This window comes from Allopontixanthobacter confluentis, assembly GCF_009827615.1.
Classification (GTDB): Bacteria; Pseudomonadota; Alphaproteobacteria; order Sphingomonadales; family Sphingomonadaceae; genus Allopontixanthobacter; species Allopontixanthobacter confluentis.
Genome location: NZ_WTYU01000001.1, coordinates 70,703 through 88,867 on the forward strand (window position 1 = coordinate 70,703; position 18,165 = coordinate 88,867).

An 18,165-nucleotide genomic window follows, 5' to 3' on the forward strand; every position below is an offset into this window, starting at 1 on the left:
AAAGCGCGCTCGTGACGCCTGAAGCTTAATCGCGCTTCCTGATACGCGAGGCGTCCGCAATATCCCCGGACGGGTTCAGGATCACCTCCGTCCCGGGGGTAAGTCCGGCCAGAACTTCGCCATAATCATCGTTCAGATGGCCAATCCTGACCGTGCGCAGGCGCGCGCGGCCATTGTCGGCGGCAAAGACATTCCACGCACCATCAGGCCCGCGAAACAGCGCGCCCACCGGCACGCGGATGGCCTTGGGGTCGCGCCACAGGATCACGGTAACGTCGATCTGGTATCCATGGCCCAGCCGCGCAATGCGCCGGGCTGCGTCGGGCGCGAAATCGATAATCACATTAACCCGCTGTTCCTCGATACCAAGGGCCGAGACCTTGAGACTGCCAAAAGGCTCCACAGTGCGGACACGGCCTGCCAGCACGCCTTCGCCGCCCCACCGGGTGATTTCTACCGGATCACCGGGTTTGATGCGGATGGCTTCGCGCGACAGAAGGTCGGCAGCCACTTCCATGCGAGCAGGATCGCCGATTTCGACCAGCGGCGTGCCTTGCGCTGTCACGCCTTCGCTTTCGGAAAAACGCCGCAGCACCATGCCGCTTTCCGGTGACCGGATCGCCACTGCCCCGCCGCGCGGCATTCCGGCGGCAGCAGGTTCTGCCAGCAGGCCTTGCAGGCGGCGCGTTTCTGCCCTGTTGCGGGCCAAATCCGCGCGCTGCATGGCGGCGCTGGCGCGTTTCGCATCCAGTTGCGCTTTTGATAGAAACCCGCGTGCGGCCAGTTCTTCAGCGCGGCCAAGGTCTGCTTCTGAAAGGCGCAGGCTGGCTGCGGCACCGGTTTCTGCGGCCCGCGATGCGGCAATTGCATTGCTGATTTCGCTGCGGCTGCGCTGGTCGAGTGGCGATGATGGCATGGCCGCCATGCGGGCAATGACAGTCTGGCCCGCCACCACCGCATCACCCGGTTCCAGCTCGATCCGCGTGACATAGCCTGTGACAGGGGCTGTCACTGTATAAAGCTCATGCACGCGCGTTACGCCATCATCGGTAACGCCGACCGCCATTGGCCCCTGGCTGACGGCGGCCAGATCCACCGCTTGGGGCTGGGGCCAGAAACTCCATGCCAGCCCGCCCAGCAGCAAGGCGGTAATCAGAATGGCCCACCGCCAGTTTTTGAGCATTTTCCACATCAGTCATGCGCCTTCAGAACACGGACCATGTCCAGCCGGTTGACCCGGCGGGCCACAATCACTGCGGTGGCAGTGGTGGCCGCCAGAACCACCAGCGTGGCCACGCCATAGCTTGACCGTTCCGGCGCAAAGGGCAGGCGGAACAGGTCGGAACTGAACATGGCCACCATCAGCCGGGCCAGCCAATAGCCGACGACGCAGCCGACCGGTACGGCCATCACCACCAGCAGCGCGACTTCGCCCAGCAGCACAATGCCCACTTCGTTGCGATGGTAGCCCAGCACGCGCAAGGTGGCGAGTTCATGTGCCCGTTCCGAATAGAGGATGCGGGCGCTATTATAGACCACGCCAATTGCAATGGCGCTGGCAAAGGCGATGTAGAAGCCCATCATCGACATGATGTTTTCATCAATGATCCGTTGAAACAGCCCCATCGCGGCATCGCGTTCGGTCACGCCCAGAACCATCGGCATATCGGCCAGCCTGCCGATCAGTTCGTCCCTCCTGGCATGGTCGATCAGCAGGTTGGCGCTGCCCACTGGTGCGCCGTCCCGGCTGAGGCGGGACAGCACATCGCTTTGCGCATAGGCGCGGGTGCCGATCAGCTCATCAATCGTGCTGGCAATAGGCATGGTGGTGCTGGTCTGCCTGCCGCCCAGCAATTCCACTTCCACCCTGTCACCCACGCTGACCCCCAGATGATCCGCCAATGCGCGGCTGAGCATCAGGCCGGACGCTGGCAGGGCCACTTCGAACCCCTGGGCATCCACGCGCGATGTCAGCCGGTCATCGCTGCTGGCTGCTTCTATCGCCACACGCTTGCTGCGGGGGCCGCTGCGCAGCATCACCGGCACGGCGCGGGCCTGTTCCACCCGGATTACGCCGGGCATGGATGCAAGTTCGCTCAACACCTTTTCATTGCGGGGTTCGATAAAGCTGACAGAAATGTCCTGCCGCTGGGCGCGGAAAAAGTAATTATCCAGCATGGCCCGCGAACTGTCGATGAACTGGAGCACGGAAAACAGCAGGCCCAATGACAGGGCCACGCCGAACACCGTCACGCCTGACCGACCCGGCCAGCGCGCAATATGGCGCACGATCATGTTGCCGACCGCTGAAAGCCCTGCCTTTTCGCCCAGCCGTTCGATCCATCCGGCATGATAGACAGGCGGCGGCGGGGGCGACATGGCCACTGCCGGGCTGAGTGTGACTGCCTTGCGCACACCGCCCATGGCGCCAATGGCGGCGGAACCAAATGCCAGCGCGGCCCCCGCCAGAAAAACGGGCGCGGACACTTGGTAATATAGGAATGGGAAGCGGTAATATTCGGCATATTGCCCGGTCATGGACCGGCCCATCCACCACCCTGCCGCCGACCCCAGCACAATCCCCAGCAGGGCAATGGCCAGCGCGAATTTGAGATAATGCCAGCCCACAGATGCGCTGGTGTGGCCAAATGCCTTGAGCAGGCCAATTTCTTCCCGCTCGGTCCGGATTGTCCGGCCCAGCACCACATAAACCAGGAAGGTTGATACCAGCAGGAAGATGGGCGGGATAATCCGCGTCATCGCTTCCAGCTGGTCCAGCTCGCTTTGCAGAAAGGCGTTGGAAAGGTGGTCCTTGCGGCCAATTGCGCCGGTGCCGCCATATTGGCTGGTCAGCGTGTCCACATGGCGGATAATCTCCGCTTCTTTCGCGCCGCGGTCCATTTTCAATGCCACTGCGTTGATCGCGCCTTGCCGGTTTGACGCGGCTTCCAGCGCCTTTTCCCCCATCCAGAAGATGCCGTATCGGCTGGCATCAGGCACCAGTTCGCCCGGCGCGATGGACCAGATGTAATCCGGTGCCAGCCCGATGCCGACCACTTCCAGCCGGGTGCGGCTGCCATAGATTATCGCATCGATCCGGTCGCCCAGATGCACGGCATTGGCATCGGCAAAGGCCTTGTCGATCACCACTTCGCCTGCCTTGTCGCTGACCGGGCCGCGCCCGCGCAGCAGCACCAGCCGGTTCAGCGTGCTGGCACCGCCATCGCCAACAGAATTGATGACAGCGCGTACCGGCGCAATGCGTCCGGGCATTTCCAGCGTGGCGAACTGCTCGATCCGCCCTTCGGCCTGCGCCACGCCGTCAATCGCGGCCAGCTGTTCGACCACGCTGCGCGGCGCGCGGACCATGGTGACGAAAATATCGGCATAGCCATTGCGGTCATAATAGGCATCACGCGTCTGGGTAAGCGAATGATGCACGCCCATCGCCATCACAAAGGTTGCCGTGGCCGCACCGATCACCAGGGCAATCGCCAGTGCCTGCCCCCGCATATGCCACAAATCGCGCAGCAGCTTGGTATCGAGCGCTCTCACCACGCCATCTCCGATGCAGAAATGCGCTTTTCATTCACCGCGATGGAGGCAATCTGCCCGTCGAGGAAATTGAACACCCGGTCCGCCATGGCGGCAATGCCGGCATTATGGGTGATGAGGATGAGCGTAGTGCCCAGTTCCCGGTTGGCCTGCGCCAGCGTTTCGAGCACCCTGATCCCCGTCTGACTGTCGAGTGCGCCGGTCGGTTCATCACACAAAAGGACGCCGGGCCGCTTGGCAATGGCGCGGGCCACTGCCACGCGCTGCTGTTCGCCGCCGGAAAGCTGGGCCGGGAAATGCGTTCGCCGCTCGGCCAGGCCAACCAGGTCCAGCGCATCAGCAGGGTGCATCGGATCATCGGAAATATCCGTCACCAGCCGGACGTTTTCTTCGGCTGTCAGGCTGGGGATCAGATTATAGAACTGGAAGACAAAGCCGATATTGGCGCGGCGAAACCGGGTCAGCGCGGCATCATCCAGCGCGGTCAGTTCCGTCTCGCCATACCACAGCTCGCCCGCAGTGGGCCGGTCCAGCCCGCCGATGATGTTGAGCAAGGTGGACTTGCCGCTGCCTGAAGGGCCCAGCAGCACCAGCACTTCACCGGCGTAAATTTCCAGATCCACTCCGCGCAATGCATGGACCTGCGTTTCCCCAGTGACATAGGTCTTGCGCAATGCCCGGCCGACAAAAGCCGCTGCGCGCCCGTTTGTCCCTTGCTGATCGGCGCATTTCTCCATTGTGCAGGCATAGAAAAGCCGCAGTTGCACGGCGTTACGCAAATATCCTGATCTGCGCTCGGCGCAAAATCACGCGCTAGGCCGCCAGCCCTACGGATGCTTCCCTATAGGCGCGGCAGGTGGGTTTGGGCATCGTCATGGGGCTGGTGAGGAGAATCGTTTTAACCATAACCCACCCCTGCGAAGGACGCTGCAATGGACATCCACCAGTTTGAGTATCGTGCTGAACGAGGCTCTGGGCCACGCCCGGTTCCGCAGCCGCTGGATGATCTGCACAAGGCAAGCCCGCAAGGGGCGGTGCCGCGTCTGGTGGCCTGCGTGGATGATACCGACCATGCCGAGGCTGTATCAGCGCAGGCAGCGGCGATTGCGTGCAGTCTGGGCCTGCAGGTGACATTTGCCAGAGTGATTGATTCCCCGCGACATTTTGCGTCGCCGGCAGACCCTGTCGAATGGCAGATGCGGCGCCGGCTGCAGCGCGATAATCTGCACCGGTTTGCCACCAGGGATCAGCCTGAAACGCTGGCCGAAAGCGTGTTGCTGGCAGGTGCGCCGGTCGAAGAATTGTCCGAATGGTCGCGCGAAAACGGGGCGACCCTGCTGGCCCTTGGCCGCCGCGGTTCCAACAATGGCAAAGGGCTGGGCGCAACGGCGCAGGGCCTGCTGGACCGGGCCGAACATTCGCTGCTGCTGGTGCCCCCCGGCCCGCCGCGCACTGGCGGATACCGGCGGATCATGGTGCCGATAGACGGTTCAGCACAGGGCGACAGCGTGCTGCCCATTGCCCGCCGGATTGCGCGGACCCATGCGGCTGATCTGGTGCTGGTGCATGTTGTTCCCCGGCTCGAAGTGGTCGGCGCAGGGCGCGCGCCGCAGGTGGAGAACCTGGCCATGCAGATTGACGGGCACAACCGGCGCAATGCCCGCCAGCATCTGGATAATCTGCGCAGCCGCTGTGTGGATGATGGCGTCAATGTCAGCATTGTCACCCGCGGCCCGGGTGATCCGCGGGCCACCTTGCGTGATCTGGCGGCAGAAGAAAATGCGGATCTCATCGTCATGTCATCGCACGGCAATACCGGGCTGGCAGATGTGGCGTGCGGCAGCGTGACGGAATATCTGGCTGGCCACGCCCCTGTGCCGGTGCTGATCGTGCGGCCCAATATCCAGTGCAGCTTCGGCCCTGAACCGGCAAGTTGCCGGAACGTATCCGCGTTTCGTTTTGCGGGGTGAAAGCGCCGGCTGAACCTGCGCCGCCGCTGGTGGTTGCGGCCCAGGAACTGGCCGCCCACCACCGAATTACACAAGGTCCGCCCGGCCAGATTCCGGTGCTGGCCAGCGGCGCTGCGGCACGGCGCTGGCTGGAAAGGGTGCGGCGCCACTGCGTTGATCCGCCGCCCCATGCATCCAAGGCTGCGGAATGGCTGCTGGATAATGATTATCAGGTCCACCGCGCCCTGCAGCAGATTGACAAGGACCTGCCGCCGTCCTTCTACGATCAATTGCCGGTGGTGGTGGGTCATGCGGCCAACCAGCCGCGGGTCTTTGCGCTGGCGCATGAATTTCTGCGCGCGGGCTACCTCCAGATATCGCTGGCCAGTGCGGTCCAGTTTGTGTGCGCCTATCAGCAGGAACAGCCGCTCAAGATTGCTGAATTATGGGCTTTCCCCACCATGCTGCGGATTGCCTGCGTCGAAATCCTGATCGCATCGCTTACTCCGCTGCTGGAAGGGCAGGTGGAAATGCCCTTTCCCCTGTCCGCCGAGGCCGGGGAATCGCTGTCGCTCGATCCGACAGAACGGGTCGCACGCGCCATATCCAACCTGGCGATCGTGGCTGCGGTGCCGTGGGAAAGTTTTTTCGACCAGACCAGCGAAGTGGAAAAGGCGTTGGCTGATGATCCGTCGGGCCATTATCCGCAGATGGATTTTGAAACCCGCGACCGTTACCGGAATGCGGTGGAACAACTCGCCCGTGCCGGCACGGCGGATGAAAGCGCGATCACGTCTGCGGCACTCAGCCTGGCGTTTGAAGGCAGTGCAGATGATGTGCGCCGCCATGTCGGCTATTGGCTGGTGGGCGCTGGGCGGCAGCAGCTTGAGACAGAAGTCGGGGCCTTTGTGCCGCTCGCGCAGCGCCCGCGCAGGCTGATACTGGCGCATCCAGGCGGCTTCTATGCAGCCGCGCTGGTCCTGTCCTTTATCATCTCGCTGGTTCTGCCCGCGCTCTATCTGGCTTTTGCCGGCGCCGATATGGCAGGGTGGGTGGCGGCCATGGCGGTCAGCATTGTTCCGGCATCGGTGCTGGCCATTACCGGTGTGCATTGGGCAATCACCCGGATCTTGCCGCCCCGTGTCCTGCCCAAGCTGGATTTCAGGAAAGGGCTGCCGCCAGAAGCGCGGACATTCGTGGTTCTGCCCGTGCTGATCCGTTCGGCCGAAGAAATCGCCGAACTTGCAGCGCAGCTTGAAACGCATTGGCTGGCCAATGTTGACCCGCATCTGCAAGTGGCCCTGCTGGCTGATCTGGCGGATGCCCCGCAGAAAGTGATGGCGGATGACAAGGCGCTGGAAGTCGCGCTTATCGACACGGTCCGGGCACTCAACAAGCGGCATAAAAAGGCGGGCGCAGGCCCATTTCACCTGCTGATGCGGCCCCGCCAGTTCAATCATGGCGAAGGCTGCTGGATGGGGTGGGAGCGCAAGCGCGGCAAATTGCAGCAATTCAACACGCTGCTGGTGCATGGTGACTGGTCGGCCTTTTCCATCCACGAAGGCACGGTCGGCGCCTTGCACAAGGTCCGCTATGTCGTGACGGTCGATGCCGATACGCTGTTGCCGCCAGGGTCGGTTGCGCGGCTGGTCGGAACGCTGGCGCACCCGCTGAACCGCGCGGTGATTGACCGCGCAACCGGGCGCGTGACCAGCGGATATACGCTGGTGCAGCCGCGGGTCGAAATTTCCCCCCATGCCGGGATGCGCAGCCTGTTTGCGCGGCTGTTCACCGGGGAAACCGCGATAGATATTTACAGCAGGGCCGTTTCGGATGTGTATCAGGACCTGTTTGGCGACGGTATTTTCGTGGGCAAGGGGATTTACGACGTCCATGCCTTTCACGCCAGCGTGGAAGGGCGCGCGCCCGACAACCGCATCCTCAGCCATGATCTGTTCGAAGGCGCGCATGGCCGCGCGGCACTGGCGACCGACATTGTGCTGTATGAAGGGTTTCCCGCCAGTTATCCCGAATATGCGCGCCGCCTGCACCGCTGGATAAGGGGGGACTGGCAATTGCTGGCGTGGCTGTGGCCGCGCGTACCGGCGGCAGATGGCGCCCGCTTGCGCAATGCCATTTCCGCGATCGACCGCTGGAAGATTTTCGATAATCTGCGCCGCAGTCTGGTGGCGCCGGGGCTGCTGCTGCTGGCGCTGGCCGGCTGGTTCGTGCTGCCCGGCAGCCCATGGTTCTGGACCGCTCTGGTCGTGCTGGCTCCTGGCTGGCAATTGTTTACCGATGTCATCAGCGGACTGGCGCGCGGGCGCCGTTCTGGCGCGACTTATGGCTTGATGGGCCGGTTTCTGGATCAGGCTGGCCGGTGGTTTCTGGCCATGGTGTATCTGATGCACGAAGCACTGCTGTCGATGGCGGCCATTTCGGTGACGCTGTGGCGCAATTTCGTCAGCCACCGGCATCTGCTGCAATGGACATCTGCCGCCCATGTGGCCGCCCATTTCGGCCAGCGCAGTGCGCGCGCCGCTGTGTGGCGCGATATGTGGCTGGGTTCGCTCATTGCGGCGCTGGTCTGCGCCATGCTGGCATGGCTGCGGCCAATGGCGCTGATCAGTGCAGGGCCGCTGCTGGGGGTGTGGATACTGGCACCGGAAATTGCCTTGTGGAGCGGCAGACCGCGCCGATCGCCTGTGGTGCCGCTGGGTGACGGGGACGAGATTTACCTCCGCCTGCTGGCGCGAAAGACATGGTATTTCTTCGAATCCTTTGCCGGGCCGGAAGACAACTGGCTGCCGCCCGATAATTACCAGGGGCCGCCGCACGAGGAAATCGGCCACCGCACATCGCCCACCAATATCGGCATGCTGCTGCTGTCCACCGCGGCGGCGTGGGACATGGGCCATGTCGGCCGCATGGAACTGGCCGCACGCGGTGCCAATGTGCTGGGCGCGATGGACCGGCTGGAACGGTATCGCGGCCATTTCTACAATTGGTACGAAACGCATCATCTGCGCCCGCTGGAACCGCGCTATGTCTCCACTGTCGATAGCGGCAACCTTGCGGTCAGCCTGATTGCCTATGCCGAAACCCTGCGCGAAGCTGCCTCGCATGACCGGCTGGAACAGCAACGCTGGGCGGGGCTGGGTGATCTCTTGGCGCTGGTGAAAGAAGCGGCAGGCCAGATGGGCACCGGCGGTCCGCTGCAAAGTTCCATCGAACAGGTGCAGGCACGCATTCCCGCAATTGTTACCGGGGCAGAAGAACAGCCATTGATGCACTGGGTCCATTCCAGCGCCCTCCCGTCACTTGAAGATGCCGCCGCGCGGATTGTGGAGGAAACAGGCGATGCCGCCCCTGAAGCGGTGCGCGACCTGTTTGTCTGGATCGACCGGCTGCGCCATCATTGCAATGAAATGGCCCGCGATCTGGCCGCCGATGCCGATCCTGCCGAAGAAATGCTGGCGCTGGCCCGGCAAGCGGTAACGCTGGCGTGGTCGATGGATTTTTCGTGGCTTTACGATCAGGAACGCTCCCTGTTCTTCATCGGCCACAATGTCACCACCAGCCGGATCGACACGCATCATTATGATCTTCTGGCATCAGAAGCCCGGCTGGCCAGTTTCTTTGCCATCGCCAAGGGCGATGTGCCGATGGAACACTGGTTCCATCTCGAACGGCCAGTGACGCGGGTGCGCGGCGGATTGTCGCTCATTTCGTGGAATGGCTCGATGTTCGAATATCTGATGCCGCGGCTGTTGCTGAAGGGGGAGCCGGAAACCCTGCTGGGCGAAAGCGAGCGTGTGGCGGTGGAGATACAACGCCGCTACGGCCTCAGGCACGCAATCCCGTGGGGCGTGTCCGAATCCGCCTATGCCGAACGGGATCCTGAACATCGCTACCGGTATCAGGCGTTCGGAACTCCTGGGCTGGGGCTGAAACGGGGGCTGGCGCGTGATCAGGTGGTTGCGCCCTACGCATCCGCGCTGGCGCTGATGGTGGCCCCGGGCCATGCCACGGCCAATTTGCGGCAATTGTCCCTGATGGGTGCAGAACGACGCTTCGGCTTGTGGGAAGCGCTGGATTTCACCCCTGACCGCGCCCCCGCCAGCGGAGGGTTTACGCCGGTAATCGCCTATATGGCGCACCATCAGGGCATGGTGCTGTGTTCGATTGCCAATTTGCTGACCAATGATCTGATGGTCGAACGGTTCGGGCGTGATCCGCAGATGCGTCTGGTGTCGCTGCTGCTGAGTGAACGTGTGCCGCATGAAATCGGCTCGGAAATCACGCGGATGGAGGCGTTGCCGCCAGCAGCAGCCGGCCATGGCCCTGGTGACATCAGGGCTTGGGCCCCTGCGCCAACACCTTTTCCCCAGGTGCTGGTGCTGGGCAACGGGCGGATGTCGAGCGTGATTTCAGAAGCGGGCGGGGGCGGCCTTCGCTGGCATGGCCAGGCACTGACGCGCTTTGCGCCCGACGCCACGCTGGATCAGGAGGGTATGTGGCTGTATGTGCAGGACATGGACAATGGCGCCACATGGTCCGCCACGCGCCAGCCGACCGGCCACAGGGCGCAGGAATATAATGCCACGTTCCAGCCCCATCTGGCCGAATTCCATCGCCGCGACAATGGCATCGATCTGCGCATGGAAGTATGCGTTGGCAGCGGCGATGATCTCGAAATACGGCGGATCACGCTGGTCAATGAAAGCAGCCAGCGGCGCAATTTGCGGCTGACCAGCTATGCCGAAGTGGTGCTGGCCTTGCCGCAGGAGGATGAACGCCATCCGGCATTTTCCAAGCTGTTCGTGGGCGGTGAATTTGTGCCCCGCATCGGGGGTCTGCTGTTCACCCGGCGGCCGCGCCACTCGCGCGAGACGCCTGCGGTCATGGTCCAGTTTGTGGTCGGTAGCGAAGGAGTGGTGGCTGGCATCGCGCATGATGTGGACCGGCGGCAATTCATTGGCCGTGGCCGCACCCTGCGCGGCCCGGCGGGCGCATCACAGCGCCTGACGGGCAGTGCGGGCTGGACGCTTGATCCGGTGTCTGCCCTGCAATGCGAAATCACCCTGCAGCCGGGCGAACAGCATGTGCTGTGCATTGTTACCGCCGCAGCGGCCAGCCGCTCGGCAGCGCTGGAAATTGCGACGCGGCACGCCACCCTGCCATCCCTGCAATGGGTGATTGATGATGCGGCACTGGAAACCGCGCGCGCCATCAGCCGCTTCCGGCTGGCGCCTGACATACTGCCAGCAATCCAGTCGCTTGGCTCTGTTCTGGTCCATCCGCACGCAGCGCTTCGTGCCGCGCCGACGCAGATCAGGGACAATGCGCTGGGGCAAAGCGGGCTTTGGGGTCTGGCCCTGTCGGGCGATCTGCCGATCCTGCTGCTGAAGGTGGGAGAAGGGGAGGATACCCTTGTTCCCTTGCTGTCCGGGGTCCACCAATTATGGCGGCGAACGGGGCTGGCGGTGGATCTGGTGCTGCTGCAGACCCGCGGTTCCACCTATGCAGAGCCGATGCGCGGCGAGCTGGATGAATTGCTGCGGCACATTGGCGCGCGCGATATGCTGGGCCGCAATGGCGGTATTCACCTGATCTTTGCCGACCAGATCGGGGGCGATCAGGTCCGCCTTCTGGAAGCCATGGCCTGGGCCATATTGGATGATGATAAAGGCCCCCTGTCGCAGCAGATGGAAGGGATGCTGGCGCCCGCAGCCTTGCCCCCGCCCATGCTGCCTACCGTTGCGCCAGCGCCGGATGAGGCAGGCCCAGTGGAGCGCACGCAAGGGCTGCTGTTTGAAAATTCCTATGGCGGGTTCACCCCTGATGGGCGGAACTATGTCATCTATCTGGAACCGGGCCAGTCCACCCCGGCGCCATGGGCCAATGTGCTGGCGAATGACCGGTTTGGCACGCTGGTCACAGAAGCTGGCGGCGGGTTCAGCTGGGCCATCAACAGCGGCGAAAACCGCCTGACCCCGTGGACCAATGATCAGGTGTCCGATCCGCCGGTGGAAACACTCTATCTGCGGGACGAGGAAACAGTCGAGGTCTGGTCCGTCACGCCGCAGCCTGCCGGGCAGGATGCGCCATGCCGGATACGCCATGCAGCAGGCCAGACGACGTGGGACAAGATATCGCGCGGCATCCGCCAGGAACAGACAGTCTTTGTCGATGTGGTTGATCCGGTGAAGATCATCCGCCTGCGTCTTACCAATCTGACCGGCCGCAACCGCCGCCTGACTGCGACGTATTATGCGCAATGGCTGCTCGGCTCGCTCCCTTCCATCGCCCGGCGGCATGTGCGCAGCAATTTTGACGGGGCGGCGCAGACCATTTTTGCCAGCAGTGCATGGAACGCGGATTTTGCCGCGCGCACGGCATTTCTTACTGCCGATATCGATGCCCACGGTGTGACCTGTAACCGCGAGGAATTTCTGGGCCGCGAAGGTCAGGCCGCGCACCCTGCGGCCCTGGCCCGGTGGGGGCTTTCCGGCGCGCAATCGGCGGGCGCGGATGCCTGCGCTGCGTATCAGGTCCACCTCGATCTGGCGCCGGGCGAAACACAGGAAGTGACTTTTATCCTGGGGCAAGGAGATGATGGCAGCCATGCCAGGGCGCTGGCGGCCAAGTGGCGCGCTGCCGGTATGGCCGCACCTGCCCTTATTGCCATCGGCAGCCAATGGGACGATATTCTGGGAACGGTAAGTGTCCAGTCACCCGATGCGGCGTTCGATCTGATGATCAACAGGTGGCTGATCTACCAGAGCCTGTCCTCGCGGGTGATGGCGCGCAGCGGGTTCTATCAGGCCAGCGGCGCAATCGGTTTTCGCGACCAGTTGCAGGATGTGCTGGCCCTGCTGCCATTCGACCCGGCGCGGGCGCGCGCACATCTGCTGGTCTGTGCTGGCCATCAGTTCGAGGAAGGGGATGTTCTTCACTGGTGGCACCCGCCGACAGACAGGGGCGTCAGGACCCGTTTTTCAGACGATTTGCTGTGGCTGCCCTATGCAGTCGGCACATATGTCGCCGCCACGGGCGATGCCGCCATTCTGGAAGAAACCATCCCCTTCCTGTCCGCGCCGCCCCTGTCGCCAGACGAGCATGACCGTTACGCGCGCTTTGACGCTGCACCTTCGGGGGCGACCCTGCTTGATCACTGTGAACGGGCGCTGGAACGGGTGGCTTGCGGCCAGAACGGCCTGCCCCTGATGGGGACCGGCGACTGGAACGACGGGATGGACAGGGTGGGCGACGCCGGGCGCGGGGAAAGCGTGTGGCTGGCCTGGTTCGCTTCGGTCTGTGCCGATTTGCTGGCCGGGCTGGAGCGGCAGTCAGGCCGCCTGCGCGAAGCGGATTTCTGGTCGGAGAAGGCAGCTTTCCTTTTGCGCAATGCAGAAACAGCGGGCTGGGATGGCGGCTGGTATCGCCGCGCCTATGATGATGGCGGCCATCCGCTCGGCTCTGCAAGCGAGGCTGAATGCCGGATCGATTCCATTTCGCAAAGCTGGGCTGCCTTTGCCGGCGCTGACACGGCGCGGGTGGATATGGCGCTGGCTGCTGCGCGCAGCGAATTGATTGACGCAGAAGCCAGCCTTGCCCGCCTGTTGTGGCCGCCCTTTGACAAAGGGCCGATCGATCCCGGCTATATCAAGGCCTATCCGCCGGGCCTGCGGGAAAATGGCGGCCAATATTCCCACGCTGCGGCATGGCTGGGGCTGGCGCTTGCGGGCAGAGGGCATGGGGAAGCGGCGCTGGATATTTTCCACATGATCTGTCCGGCAAGGCGCACCGCCAGCCGCCAGGGCGCGGACCTGTACCGCATCGAACCCTATGTGACCGCAGGCGATATTGCCTCTGCCCCGCCGCACCGCGGCAAAGGCGGGTGGAGCTGGTATACAGGCGCTGCGGCATGGACCTGGCGGCTGGGTGTGGAAGGATTGCTTGGGCTTGAATTGCGGGCGGGCGCCTTGCACATTGCGCCGGCTATACCCGCCAGTTGGCCCGGATATAGCGCCACATACAGGCGCGGCAACGCTGCCATCCAGCTGACCGTGGAACGGTCCGCCAAGGCCGGAGAAACCCGGATCATGGTCGATGGCCAGCAGATAAGCGGGGATTGCGTCGAATTTCCGGGCGATGGCGTAATTCGCAACGTGCGGGTCATTCTCGCCGCCCTGGCCAATAAACCCGAAAAGGAGGCGACATGACCCCACGGCTGATTGTTGATCTGTCCCAGGTCACGCGCGCTGATATTGCGCTGGTGGGCGGCAAAAACGCCTCGCTGGGCGAATTGATCGGTTCGCTGGCGCCACTGGGGGTGGGCGTGCCGCCCGGTTTTGCCACCACGGCAGATGCGTTTCGTGCCTTTCTGGCGCACAACCGCCTGACAGAAGGGATAGCAGGCCAGCTTGCGCGCCAGCGTGAGGGGGAGATCGCGCTGGCCGATGCTGGCGCTGCTGTCCGGTCGGCCATTGCCGCAGGGTCATGGCCTGCCGCACTGGAAATGGCCATCCGCCAGGCTTATCGCGCGCTTTGCACCACAGCGCAGACTGCCGATCTGGCAGTTGCCGTGCGGTCAAGTGCCACTGCCGAAGATTTGCCCGAAGCCAGCTTTGCCGGACAGCAGGAAACCTTTCTTAACATCAGCGGTGAAGACGCGCTGCTAGCGGCCTGCCAGCGGTGCTATGCCTCGCTTTATACAGACCGCGCCATTGCCTACCGCGCGGCCCATGGTTTTGCCGAAAATGCCGTGGCCCTGTCCATTGACGTGCAGCAGATGGTCCGCGCTGATCTGGCCGGTGCGGGGGTCATGTTCTCGATCGATACGGAAAGCGGATTTCCCCATGTCGTGCTGATCGAAGGGGCTTGGGGGCTGGGCGAAAATGTCGTCCAGGGGGCGGTGGAGCCTGACGCATGGCAGGTTTTCAAACCATTGCTGGGCCAACCAATGCTGCACCAGCGCGCAATAAGCCCGATCATTCTGAAACGCCGCGGCACCAAGGCTGCAAAGATGGTCTATTCCCACAGTGATGGTGCCACCACTGCCAATGTGCCGACCAGCGAGCAGGAACAGGCACGCTTCGTTCTGGGCGACAGTGACATTCTTCAACTGGCGCGCTGGGCAGTGCTGATTGAAGACCATTATGGCTGCCCGATGGACATGGAATGGGCCAAGGATGGCCCTGATGGCAGGCTGTTCATCGTGCAGGCCCGCCCCGAGACAGTCCAGTCACAGCAGGGGCGCGGCACGCTGCGAACCTATGCGGTGGAGCAGGCCGGAATGCCGCTGGTAACAGGGCTGGCCATCGGGAACGGGGCAGTAAGCGGGCCGGTGTGCCGCATCAGCCATGCGGCCGACATTGGCGATTTTGTCGATGGTTCGGTGTTGGTCACATCCACCACCGATCCGGATTGGGGCCCGATCATGCAGCGCGCCGCTGCCATTGTTACAGACCATGGCGGGCGCACATCCCATGCCGCCATTGTCAGCCGCGAATTTGGCCTTCCCGCCATAGTGGGCGCAGGCAATGCGACAGAAATCTTGCAGCCGGGCGAGATGGTCACTGTCAGCTGCGCCAGCGGCGATCTGGGTACGGTTTACAAAGGCGCCGCAACCATCACGGCCCGCACCATCAACCTCGCCAGCCTTCCTGAAACCGCGACCAAAGTGATGCTCAACCTTGCCGATCCGGCGGCTGCCGCAAAATGGTGGCAATTGCCTGCCGATGGGGTCGGCTTGACGCGGATGGAATTTGTCATCGCCAATGCCATCTGTGTCCATCCTATGGCTCTGGTGCATTTTGACACGCTGGAAGATGGGCCGGAAAAAGCCAGGATTGCGCAGCTCACGCAAGGGTTCGCGGACAAGGGCGAATATTTTATCGAACATCTTTCGCGCAATCTCGCCCGCATTGCCGCGGTGTTTTATCCGGCCACCGTGATGGTGCGGATGAGCGATTTCAAAACCAATGAATATGCAGGATTGCTGGGCGGATCACAGTTTGAACCGGTGGAAGAAAACCCCATGCTAGGTTTCAGAGGTGCATCGCGCTATTATTCGTCGCAATACCGCGCCGGCTTTGCGCTGGAATGCCGCGCGATCAGGCGCCTGCGCGAAGATCTCGGCTTCACCAATGTCGCAGTGATGATCCCGTTCTGCCGCACCGTGACAGAAGCCGACAAAGTGTTGGCAGTGATGGCGCAGGAAGGCCTCCGCCGGGGCGAGGCAGGCCTTGAAACCTATGTCATGTGCGAAATTCCGGCAAATGTGGTGCTGGCGGGCGAATTTGCCCGGCGGTTTGACGGGTTTTCCATCGGAAGTAACGATCTGACGCAACTGACGCTGGGCATTGACCGCGATTCAGAATTGCTGGCTGACCAGTTTGATGAACGTGACGCGGCTGTGGAATGGATGATCAGGCATGTCATCAAGGAAGCGCATCAGCATGGCTGCAAAGTGGGTCTGTGCGGGCAGGCACCCAGCGACCATCCCGAATTTGCAGCCTTTCTGGTTGAATGCGGCATCGATTCCATATCCGTAACGCCCGACAGTTTTGTCGCCGTGAAACGCCATGTCGCCGAAGCGGAGGCCGCCGCGCATCCGGGCCGGCAGGGCCGGGCGCAATCACGGTAGGGACATCTACGCATTACTGCCTGTAACGCTGCTGCGATAGGCACCAGCAAATGCGACGTATTCTGGTTCTTGATGGGCATCCGCATGATGACCGCGATCATTACATTCACGCGCTCGCGTCAGCCTATGTGCAAGGGGCGGAAAAAATGCACAATGTCCGCCGGATTGACCTCGCCAAGCTGGATTTTCCCGTCCTGCGCGATCCGCAAGACTGGAAATCGGGCAGCGTTCCGGAAAGCCTGGTGCAGGTGCAGGATGCCATCGGCTGGGCTGAGCATATCGTCATCCTCTACCCCTTGTGGATGGGCGACTGCCCGGCGCTGCTAAAGGCGCTGCTGGAACAGGTGACCCGTCCCGGCTTTGCCCTTGAGCCGCTGGAAAGCGGGATGTATCGCAAGATGCTGAATGGCAAAACAGCGCGTCTGGTGGTGACAATGGGGATGCCGGCTGCAGCTTATGCCTTATATTTCCGCGCGCACAGCGTCAAAAGCCTGAAACGCAATGTGTTGCAGTTTGCCGGGGTGTCGCCAGTGCGCGTATCACTGGTCGGCAGTGTGGAACGAAGCGACAAATACCGCAGGAAATGGCTGCGAAAGGTGGAAACGCTGGGCCGGTACGGGCGCTAGCTAGCGATGGCGGCGTCAGTCAGAAGGCTGGCTGCAGCCCGGTCGCGCGCGGGCCAGCAGATCGACCACTTCTTCATCACTGGTCTGGCCAAAATCGGCATAATGCGCGCCTACTGCATAAAACGGCTCCGGCGTGGCCAGACAGACCACCGCGTCACACAGGGGCCGCAGGCGCGCCAATGCGCCATGCGGGGCGACAGGCACCGCCAGGATGATTTTGGCTGGCCCTGATTTTGCCAGCGCCCGCAGCGCCGCTTCCACGGTATTGCCAGTGGCAATTCCGTCATCCACCACAATGGCAGTGCGCCCTTTGACCTGACAGGGCGGCCCTGTCCGATAGGCCGCGCGGCGGCGCTCGATCTCGGCCAGTTCGCTGGCCACTTCTCGCTCGATATAGGCATCAGTGGCACCCACCGTGCGGGCAATGGCATGGTCCAGCACGATTTGCGGCGGTGCGCCGTCCACAATGGCCCCGATGCCATATTCCTTGTGGCCCGGCGCGCCGATCTTGCGGACCATGATGATGTCGAGCGGAGCGCCCAGCGCCTGTGCCACTTCGAAGCCGACGGGAACCCCGCCGCGCGGCAGTGCCAGAACGACCGGATCGGCCAGGTCCGTTTCCGCCAGCACCTGTTCCAACGCCTGTGCCAGCGCACGTCCGGCAGCAGCCCGATTGGCAAACAAATAATGCGCGTTCATCGGCGGCCCCCGGCATAGGTTCTGAACCAGTCTGCTGCCAGATCGACCACCTGTTCCAGCGTGCCGGGTTCTTCAAACAAATGGCTGGCACCCGGCACTATGACCAGTTTGTGAAGGCAGGTGAGCGCGCCCGCCGCAGCCTGGTTCAAGGTGATGACGGGCGCGTCCAGCCCACCCACCAGCAGCAAGGTGGGAGCGGTGACAGCTGCCAATGCCTCATCCCCGGCCAGATCGGGGCGGCCCCCGCGCGATACAATGGCGGTGATACGGCGATCGCCTGCGGCCGCTTGCAATGCTGCCCCGGCGCCGGTGCTGGCACCGAAATATGCCGGTTTCAAAGCCGCCGTTTCAGGAAATTTGGCGGCCCAGTCTGTCGCCTTGACCAGCCGCGAGGCGAGCAGGGCAATGTCGAACACGTTGCGGCGGTCCAGTTCTTCCTGCCGGTCGAGCAAGTCGATCAGCAAGGTCGCAAACCCGGCATCCCGCAGCCGCCGTGCCACGTAATTGTTGCGCGGGCTGAACCGCCCGCTGCCGCTGCCATGGGCAAATATGACAAGGCCAAGCGGATTATCGGGCACGCCCAGCAGGCCGGTCAGCGGCGGGTCAGTAGCCAGATGTATTTCGCGGCAGTCCGAAATGTTCCGGTCCATTCACCTTGCCCTTCATCTATCTTTGCCGCCAA

General features: G+C 62.8%; 9 protein-coding genes. 4 read left to right on the top strand and 5 right to left on the bottom strand.

What is annotated here, in order from left to right; genetic code table 11:
- Positions 1–25 precede the first annotated feature (25 nt).
- Genes GRI44_RS00325 through GRI44_RS00335 form a run of 3 tightly spaced genes read right to left on the bottom strand, consistent with a single transcriptional unit; the run spans position 26 to position 4,322 of the window.
- Complete coding sequence (locus tag GRI44_RS00325; RefSeq protein ID WP_160599340.1) at positions 26–1,192, bottom strand: efflux RND transporter periplasmic adaptor subunit; 1,167 nt, start codon at positions 1,190–1,192, stop codon at positions 26–28.
- Positions 1,192–3,555, bottom strand: coding sequence for an ABC transporter permease (locus GRI44_RS00330; RefSeq protein WP_160599341.1), 2,364 nt, complete (start codon positions 3,553–3,555; stop codon positions 1,192–1,194). Before GRI44_RS00330 ends, GRI44_RS00325 begins: the two co-directional genes overlap by 1 nt.
- The gene (locus GRI44_RS00335) at positions 3,552–4,322 is read right to left on the bottom strand and encodes an ABC transporter ATP-binding protein (protein ID WP_332872317.1); all 771 of its coding nucleotides are present in this window, start codon (positions 4,320–4,322) and stop codon (positions 3,552–3,554) included. Before GRI44_RS00335 ends, GRI44_RS00330 begins: the two co-directional genes overlap by 4 nt.
- A 165-nt stretch (positions 4,323–4,487) precedes the next feature.
- On the opposite strand from GRI44_RS00335, the gene GRI44_RS00340 reads away from it, so the two are divergent.
- The 4 genes from GRI44_RS00340 to GRI44_RS00355 are packed head-to-tail and all read left to right on the top strand — an operon-like array spanning position 4,488 to position 16,784.
- The gene (locus GRI44_RS00340) at positions 4,488–5,525 is read left to right on the top strand and encodes a universal stress protein (protein WP_160599342.1); all 1,038 of its coding nucleotides are present in this window, start codon (positions 4,488–4,490) and stop codon (positions 5,523–5,525) included.
- Positions 5,522–13,732, top strand: a complete 8,211-nt coding sequence (locus tag GRI44_RS00345; protein WP_160599343.1) for a GH36-type glycosyl hydrolase domain-containing protein — start codon at positions 5,522–5,524, stop codon at positions 13,730–13,732. Before GRI44_RS00340 ends, GRI44_RS00345 begins: the two co-directional genes overlap by 4 nt.
- Positions 13,729–16,158 (top strand): phosphoenolpyruvate synthase, encoded by a 2,430-nt coding sequence (ppsA, locus tag GRI44_RS00350; protein WP_160599344.1) that lies wholly within the window; start codon positions 13,729–13,731, stop codon positions 16,156–16,158. The genes GRI44_RS00345 and ppsA overlap by 4 nt, the downstream gene beginning before the upstream one ends.
- A gap of 50 nt (positions 16,159–16,208) precedes the next feature.
- Complete coding sequence (locus GRI44_RS00355; RefSeq protein WP_160599345.1) at positions 16,209–16,784, top strand: NAD(P)H-dependent oxidoreductase; 576 nt, start codon at positions 16,209–16,211, stop codon at positions 16,782–16,784.
- A gap of 15 nt (positions 16,785–16,799) precedes the next feature.
- Here the strand turns inward: GRI44_RS00355 and GRI44_RS00360 are convergent, their stop codons facing one another.
- On the bottom strand, positions 16,800–17,483 hold the full coding sequence (locus GRI44_RS00360; protein WP_160599346.1) for a phosphoribosyltransferase: 684 nt from the start codon (positions 17,481–17,483) through the stop codon (positions 16,800–16,802).
- Positions 17,480–18,133 (bottom strand): dienelactone hydrolase family protein, encoded by a 654-nt coding sequence (locus tag GRI44_RS00365; protein ID WP_160599347.1) that lies wholly within the window; start codon positions 18,131–18,133, stop codon positions 17,480–17,482. Before GRI44_RS00365 ends, GRI44_RS00360 begins: the two co-directional genes overlap by 4 nt.
- Positions 18,134–18,165: the final 32 nt, after the last annotated feature.

What these genes read in the sequence shown, in the direction of transcription:
- GRI44_RS00360 (WP_160599346.1), bottom strand. Translation starts at nt 17,483, where the DNA reads ATGAACGCGCATTATTTGTTTGCCAATCGGGCTGCTGCCGGACGTGCG.
- GRI44_RS00340 (WP_160599342.1), top strand. Translation starts at nt 4,488, where the DNA reads ATGGACATCCACCAGTTTGAGTATCGTGCTGAACGAGGCTCTGGGCCA.
- ppsA (WP_160599344.1), top strand. Translation starts at nt 13,729, where the DNA reads ATGACCCCACGGCTGATTGTTGATCTGTCCCAGGTCACGCGCGCTGAT.
- GRI44_RS00325 (WP_160599340.1), bottom strand. Translation starts at nt 1,192, where the DNA reads ATGTGGAAAATGCTCAAAAACTGGCGGTGGGCCATTCTGATTACCGCC.
- GRI44_RS00365 (WP_160599347.1), bottom strand. Translation starts at nt 18,133, where the DNA reads ATGGACCGGAACATTTCGGACTGCCGCGAAATACATCTGGCTACTGAC.
- GRI44_RS00355 (WP_160599345.1), top strand. Translation starts at nt 16,209, where the DNA reads ATGCGACGTATTCTGGTTCTTGATGGGCATCCGCATGATGACCGCGAT.